This window comes from Acinetobacter sp. NBRC 110496, assembly GCF_000876115.1.
Classification (GTDB): domain Bacteria; phylum Pseudomonadota; class Gammaproteobacteria; order Pseudomonadales; family Moraxellaceae; genus Acinetobacter.
In genome coordinates this window covers 1-6,444 of record NZ_BBTF01000093.1, presented here as the reverse complement: position 1 = coordinate 6,444, position 6,444 = coordinate 1, and the positions used below count along the sequence as shown (strand labels likewise).

Genomic DNA, 6,444 nt, shown 5'->3' with positions numbered 1-6,444 from the left:
TAACTCAATTCGCAGAATTTCTGTTTGAGCATTTGCTGAACCCAATTCAGCTTTTGCTAATTCAACTTCAGCTAATCTTTTGGCACGATTTGGAAAATCTTGCATGATGCCAATCTTTTGCATCGTCATCCCCTCTTGTGTGACAGACCATGCAGCATCACCTGATACAGGGTAATTATCGAGACCCACAAATAGTTTAGGATTGGGCAAAATACCTGAAGCTGAAACTATATTCTCAGCACCTTCAATCTGAGCACTATTAGCTCTTAGAGCAGGCGCATATCGCTCAGCAAGCTTCAATGCTGTATCCAAAGTCAGTGGCTGGGCATAAGCATGTCCATAACTCAAGAAAAAACAGATCGTCGCAATCGAGCATCCACCCCATTTTAGGGACAGCTTTCCTTTATTAAAGTTCATATTTTTAGCTCTAAAATGATGTACACGCGCACGTGCAGAACACCCATAGAAAACTCTATGAATGATGAAGAATCATCAAATTAGTTAAAGCGTGGGGGTTTCCATAAATTGGAAAGATCAGATGAGATGAAATTTTGATTTAATGGAGAAAAAGTAGACTGTTCCGCAGGTAAAAAAATCATCGACTGCAAAACATCCAGCGCTGTAGATGTATATGCAATTTTAGAAAATGACATAATACAATCTTGCTTAGACATACATGATGGATCATGTAATTGCTTCTTAATCTTTACCTCAGCTTTCATACAATCCATGTGCATAGCACTTGCTTTTTCATGATCTTCAGAATTCATCATTTGCATGGATTGTGTATCTTGAGATGACATTAAACATGGGCTATGTACAGATGCAGCAGCTGCTGCCGATCCTACAATTAGGATAGCAAAAGATAAAAACAGCGATAAGCATGTCCTTAACAAGTGCATAACATCAAGACCAAAATTTAACCTTTTTAGTTTTACAGATTATCCTGTAAATAACAATCCTATAATTAATTAAACTAATTCATTAAACAGCGGTTGTTGGTTTATATCAACAACCGCCTTCTAAATTAAAACCGACTTATAACTTGATAAGTTATAAAGGAAAATAAATAAGCCAATGAAAAGAGATATACAGCCATTACGACTGGTTGTTTCCAACTCCCTGTTTCTCTTCGAATGGTCGCTAGTGTTGCTAAACAATGCGGGGCAAAGATAAACCAAACTAACAATGACATACCTGTCGCTAGCCCCCATCCATCCGGACCAGATATTTGAGATAATAAAGTCTGGGTAACTGCATCTTCATCACCAGACATTGCATAGATCACCCCTAACGCAGCAATAATCACTTCACGAGCTGCCATTGCAGGAATCAAAGCAATACAAATTTCCCAAGTAAATCCAATCGGAGCAAATATTGGATGGATTAGATGCCCTAACTGTCCAGCAATACTATAATTGATTGGTGGCATTGTTGGATTATCAGGTGGTAAAGGGAACGTTACCAAGAACCATAATAAAATAGAAAGTGCGACAATAATTCCACCAACTCTTTTTAAGAATATAGTTGCTCTATCATAAAGCCCCAAAGCTACATTTCGAACATCTGGAATACGGTATGTAGGTAATTCAAAAATGAAAATACTTTCAGTTTTATCTTTTCTGACTAATTTCAGGAATAAAGAAACCAATAAAGCGGATACGATTCCTGACATGTAAAGCCCGAACAGAACTAGACCTTGTAAACTGAGCCAACCATAAACCAACTTGTTTGGAATGAATGCAGCGATCAGCAAAGCATATACAGGTAGTCGTGCAGAACACGTCATTAAAGGTGCAATCATAATCGTTGCTAAACGATCTCTTTCAGAGCTAATACTTCTAGTCGCCATGACTCCGGGAATTGCACAAGCAAAGCTCGAAAGTAGTGGAATAAATGAACGCCCACTTAAACCAGCTTTAGACATCAGCTTATCTAACAAAAAAGCAGCTCTAGGTAAGTATCCCGATTCTTCTAAAATTAAAATAAAGAAAAATAAGATCAGAATTTGAGGCATGTACGCGAGTACACTACCAGCACCTGCAATTACACCATCAACGACCAAACTTCTTAAAAGTGGATGAGTAATCAGAGGTCCTATCGCCCCACCAAACCATGAAATCGAATCCTCAACAAAGGAAATTAACGGTTGAGCCCAAATAAAGACAGCCTGAAACATTACAAACATGGTAAAGGTCAATATTAATAATCCAAAAACTGGATGTAAGAATATTTTGTCCAAGAAAGCCGTTCGTTTATCACCATTATCATTTTTCAAGATGACTTGTTTTGTAATATATTTGATTTGGTCAAAGTGACTCAGATCAGAATGATAAGGGGCAACAAACAAATTCTTTTGATCCAATTGGGTCAATAGCCCCTGAATGCCTTTTGTTTTTACAGCTACTGACTCAACAACAGGAATACCTAAAAGCTGAGATAGCTTCGTTGTATCAATTGAAATCCCACGCTTTCTAACCTCATCCATCATGTTAAGAACAAGTAACATTGGTCTGTTTAAAGCCCTGACTTCAAGTACAAGACTTAAATGAAGATGAAGATTCGTAGCATCGACAACACATACAAAAATATCAGGTATAACTTCGCCTTTTAATTCACCAAAGCATACTGCTCTAGTTACCTCCTCATCTAAACTGCTCGGTTTTAAACTATAAGTCCCAGGCAAATCCAATACTCGAACGGTATCACCAGATGGCAGTTTAAAAAATCCCTCTTTCCGTTCTACCGTTACCCCAGCATAATTTGCAACTTTTTGACGAGTCCCTGTGAGGGTGTTAAAAAGTGATGTTTTACCGCAATTAGGATTACCAACAAGTGCAATATTTTTAGTGTCCATTGGTAATCTCTACAAAAATTCGTTCTGCTTCATTTTTTCTTAAGGCGAAACGTGAGGTTTCGATTTGAACCAACACAGGATCACCACCAAAAAGCCCTTTCGCAAGCACTTGTAAGGATTCACCTACTCTAAAGCCCAGCAGTTCTAAACGCTCCAGAACAGGATCATTTTTATCTTGATACTGTTCACCCTTTTTAAGATCAATGATTTTTACAGTCTGGTCTTGCTTTACTTGAAATAAATTCATTGTCAGCACCCTACTTCAACGCCAAAATTTTTCGAGCGCCATTCAGTACAAACAGTGAAACAAGAATACCAATAATCAAATCTGGGTAAGCTGAACCAGTCCATGCAACAAGTACACCTGCTAAAATAACCCCCATATTTACTATTACGTCATTAGCTGAAAAGATCCAACTCGCTTTCATATGGGCTCCGCCATCTCTATGCCCAGAAATGAGATACAAGCACGTCACATTGGCAATAAGTGCTAAGAAGCCAATAATGATCATCAAATCTGACTCTGGTTCACTACCGAACATGAAACGTCTGACAACATCAATAATAACGATCAAAGCTAATAAAAGTTGAATCCATCCTGCAAAATGAGCTGCTTTTAATTGGTATTTAGCCGCTTTCCCTACCGCGTAAAGTGCTATACCGTAAACGGCCGCATCAGCAAACATATCAAGAGAGTCCGCAATGAGCCCCGTCGATGCGGCAATAATTCCACTTATGAACTCAATAAAAAAAAGAACACCATTAATCGCTAGTAATAATTTAAGGACTTTCGCCTGCTTAGTCGGATCTGGTGTTTCAGGCAATTCCCCAGTGGCTTTTACTGTTTCCACGAGCTTTGCACCAAAACCTAGGGCTTCAAGTTTTGTGGTAATTTCATTAATCCCATTGGTATGGAAAACAACTAACTGTCTTTGCGCCAAATCAAAAGATAAACCTTTAACTTCATGCAAGGGAGAAAGTGCCATTCTTACCATTTGCTCTTCTGCCGAACAATCCATCTTCGGAATCAGAAAAGTACTAGCTTCTTGTGCTTGTTCTTTATTTTCATAAGCTTCAGTTTTATTTAATTTTGCCCCAAATCCAAGAGCTTCAAGTTTTGCAGTGATTTCATTACTTTCACCATTATGCAGAACTTTTAGGTTTCGGTTCGGCAAATCAAAAACCAAGCTCTTAACATCTACCAATGAAGATAAAGTCATCCGAACCATTTGTTCCTCTGCGGAACAATCCATTTTCGGGATGCTATAGTCACTGATGAAAGTCGCTGTATCTTCACTCCCCCTAATCTTTTCAGGTGAAGTTATCGAATCCGAACCACAGCATGAATTCGACTGCTTACTACCGCATGAATCTTTTTCATCAGGGTTAGGTTCTTGCTGTACCTCATTATCGCAACAAGAACTTTCACTTTCTTCTGTAGCTAAATCTTTAATTTTACAAGAATCTGTTTTTGATTCATTTTGTTTTTGCTTAGTGTCTTCACAAGAACTTTCTTGATTACAACCGCAACCACTCATTGATGTGCCTATAGTCATATCTTCACGTATTGCATATTAAAATCCCTATAGCTACTATAGAGTCAATAGATCAGGTGACTTGAAATGAACTTAAAAATTGGTGAATTATCTCAGCTATCCGGTTGCCCTGTTGTTACAATACGGTTTTATGAAAAAGAAGCTTTATTACTAGCCCCTAATCGTTCGGAAGCTAATTATCGACTTTATAACAAAGACCACTTAGAGCGACTTCTATTTATTCTTAATTGCCGAACTTTGAATATGAGCTTGGACGAAATAAAAATTTTATTAGCATACAAAGACAAACCTTGTGGAAACTGTAGTTCTATTAACATCTTAGTTGATAAACATATTCATCAATTAGAGCAGAATATCCAAAAACAGATTCAGCTTAAGCAACAACTTTCTGATTTAAGAAGCAAATGCTCTGGTTTTTTGGAAATTAACTCTTGTAAAGTACTTGAAGGGTTATCCGTAAGTTTAAAATAATTAAGAATGAATAATGGAATATCACCATTATTCATTCTTAATAAAATATTTAGAAAACTAATTCAATACCTGCCCCGTATAACCACCCCTTTTCAGAATTTGTAGCTTCTTGAAAAGTTGTTAATTTCTGTCCTTTTTCATATTGATAAGCGACATCAACAAATGGTCTTATACGCTTATTAATCTCGTAACGAGTTTTTAGACCTGTCTTTAACTCAGACAAACCTGACTTTGTAGCAAAATCAGAATTATCATTAAACACAATATCTGCTGCAATATATGGCTGAGTAATTAGCTTTTGAGTGAGTAATAGATCTCGATCAAACTCAAAACTGGCTCCCCAAAAATTATTTTCACCACCATAAAGGTAGGCTTTTGTCTCAAAGAAATAAGGTGCAAGGCCTAATAATCCAATAACGCCATCAATGCGATTACTATTACGGTTATTTTTGTCCTCACTATACCTTACCCCAGCTTGTACATCCCAAAATGGTGCAACATTTCTACTGTAAAGAGCTGATACATCATATTTGGGATCATTACTCTCCGCTTTATTCATATTAGCTTCAACAAACATTCGATTTTCATCTGTTCCAATCAATGCCTCGAAACTCGAACCTAAGCTGCCCTTTCCATCTTTATCAACTATCCACTCATTGGAAAATTTAGTTGTCTGATAAATTTGCCCACCATGCTCGTTCATATGATTTTGGCTAAAAGCTAAAGTTTCAGACCCTTTGCTGTTTGAAGACTTTTGATCAGTATTACGTTCAACATAGCCTAATCCGCCTGATTCGCGTAAAAGCACACTCATACTTGACGTACTCTTATTTAGATTTTCAGTCGAATTATCATTCGCAAATGCCATACCCGCTAAGCCAATTAAAGCAACAGATAAAATTGTTTTTGAATATAACTGTTTAGTGATGTGCATGTTGATTCACTCCCTCATGGCTAGTTTGAGGTTGGGCAACGATACTTTTCGTATCATCATCATTGCTATCTACATTTGCCACAATGAGTTTGTTCATCATTCCAGCTGCCATGTGATATAACAAATGGCAGTGGATAGCCCATTCACCCAATTCATCAGCAGTAAGTAAAGTTGTAACTGTTTTCCCCGGTGGCACAATGATCGTGTGTTTATTTGGCATATTACTTGGATCTTGACCATTTTCAAGCTGCATAAACATACCGTGCAAGTGCATTGGGTGAGCCATCATACTGTCATTCACAAATTTCAAGCGTATACGTTCCCCGTATTTCACTTTGAATGGTTCTGTTTCATTAAACTTCTTACCATTAATTGTCCAAATATAGCGCTCCATGTTCCCACCAAGACGGATTTCCATTTCACGTTCAGGGGCACGAGTATCTGGTTGAGGCTTTAAAGATTGTAAGTCACTATATTGAAGTGCTTTTTGACCAACAGGTGTTGAAGCATTTGCCCAGCCATATACAACATCACCATTCTTTTCTTGTGTAGGTGCATTAGATGTAGTCATTTGCATGCCATGGTTCATACCTGACATAGATTGATCTTTTGAGCTGTCTGTCATA

At 37.6% G+C, this 6,444-nt stretch carries 8 protein-coding genes; 1 reads left to right on the top strand and 7 read right to left on the bottom strand.

The window, feature by feature from the left end; genetic code table 11:
• The 5 genes from Aba26S_RS20270 to Aba26S_RS20250 form a co-directional block, all read right to left on the bottom strand.
• Positions 1 to 417, bottom strand: a 417-nt coding sequence (locus Aba26S_RS20270) for a TolC family protein (protein ID WP_043974817.1), incomplete at its 3' end; no start/stop codon positions are given.
• 80 nt (positions 418 to 497) lie between these two features.
• Entirely contained in the window at positions 498 to 902 is a 405-nt protein-coding gene (locus Aba26S_RS20265; protein WP_004699723.1) for a hypothetical protein, read from the bottom strand.
• A gap of 125 nt (positions 903 to 1,027) precedes the next feature.
• Positions 1,028 to 2,857, bottom strand: a complete 1,830-nt coding sequence (locus Aba26S_RS20260; RefSeq protein ID WP_004699721.1) for a ferrous iron transporter B — start codon at positions 2,855 to 2,857, stop codon at positions 1,028 to 1,030.
• Positions 2,847 to 3,104, bottom strand: coding sequence for a FeoA family protein (locus tag Aba26S_RS20255; protein ID WP_004699719.1), 258 nt, complete (start codon positions 3,102 to 3,104; stop codon positions 2,847 to 2,849). The genes Aba26S_RS20260 and Aba26S_RS20255 overlap by 11 nt, the downstream gene beginning before the upstream one ends.
• Positions 3,105 to 3,114: 10 nt before the next feature.
• Positions 3,115 to 4,395, bottom strand: a complete 1,281-nt coding sequence (locus Aba26S_RS20250; protein WP_004699717.1) for a cation transporter — start codon at positions 4,393 to 4,395, stop codon at positions 3,115 to 3,117.
• An 84-nt stretch (positions 4,396 to 4,479) separates the two neighbouring features.
• Between Aba26S_RS20250 and cadR the strand changes: the two genes are divergently transcribed.
• Positions 4,480 to 4,884, top strand: a complete 405-nt coding sequence (gene cadR, locus Aba26S_RS20245; protein ID WP_004699715.1) for a Cd(II)/Pb(II)-responsive transcriptional regulator — start codon at positions 4,480 to 4,482, stop codon at positions 4,882 to 4,884.
• A gap of 49 nt (positions 4,885 to 4,933) precedes the next feature.
• On the opposite strand, the gene Aba26S_RS20240 is transcribed toward cadR, so the two are convergent.
• Complete coding sequence (locus tag Aba26S_RS20240; protein WP_004801527.1) at positions 4,934 to 5,818, bottom strand: copper resistance protein B; 885 nt, start codon at positions 5,816 to 5,818, stop codon at positions 4,934 to 4,936.
• Positions 5,805 to 6,444: multicopper oxidase domain-containing protein (locus Aba26S_RS20235; protein WP_043974813.1), on the bottom strand; the 640-nt coding region annotated here is incomplete at its 5' end. The genes Aba26S_RS20235 and Aba26S_RS20240, both read right to left, overlap by 14 nt.

Bases quoted from the DNA above. Each gene is read 5' to 3' on its own strand.
- Aba26S_RS20265 (WP_004699723.1), bottom strand. From the start codon at position 902: ATGCACTTGTTAAGGACATGCTTATCGCTGTTTTTATCTTTTGCTATC.
- Aba26S_RS20260 (WP_004699721.1), bottom strand. From the start codon at position 2,857: ATGGACACTAAAAATATTGCACTTGTTGGTAATCCTAATTGCGGTAAA.
- Aba26S_RS20255 (WP_004699719.1), bottom strand. From the start codon at position 3,104: ATGAATTTATTTCAAGTAAAGCAAGACCAGACTGTAAAAATCATTGAT.
- Aba26S_RS20250 (WP_004699717.1), bottom strand. From the start codon at position 4,395: ATGAGTGGTTGCGGTTGTAATCAAGAAAGTTCTTGTGAAGACACTAAG.
- cadR (WP_004699715.1), top strand. From the start codon at position 4,480: ATGAACTTAAAAATTGGTGAATTATCTCAGCTATCCGGTTGCCCTGTT.
- Aba26S_RS20240 (WP_004801527.1), bottom strand. From the start codon at position 5,818: ATGCACATCACTAAACAGTTATATTCAAAAACAATTTTATCTGTTGCT.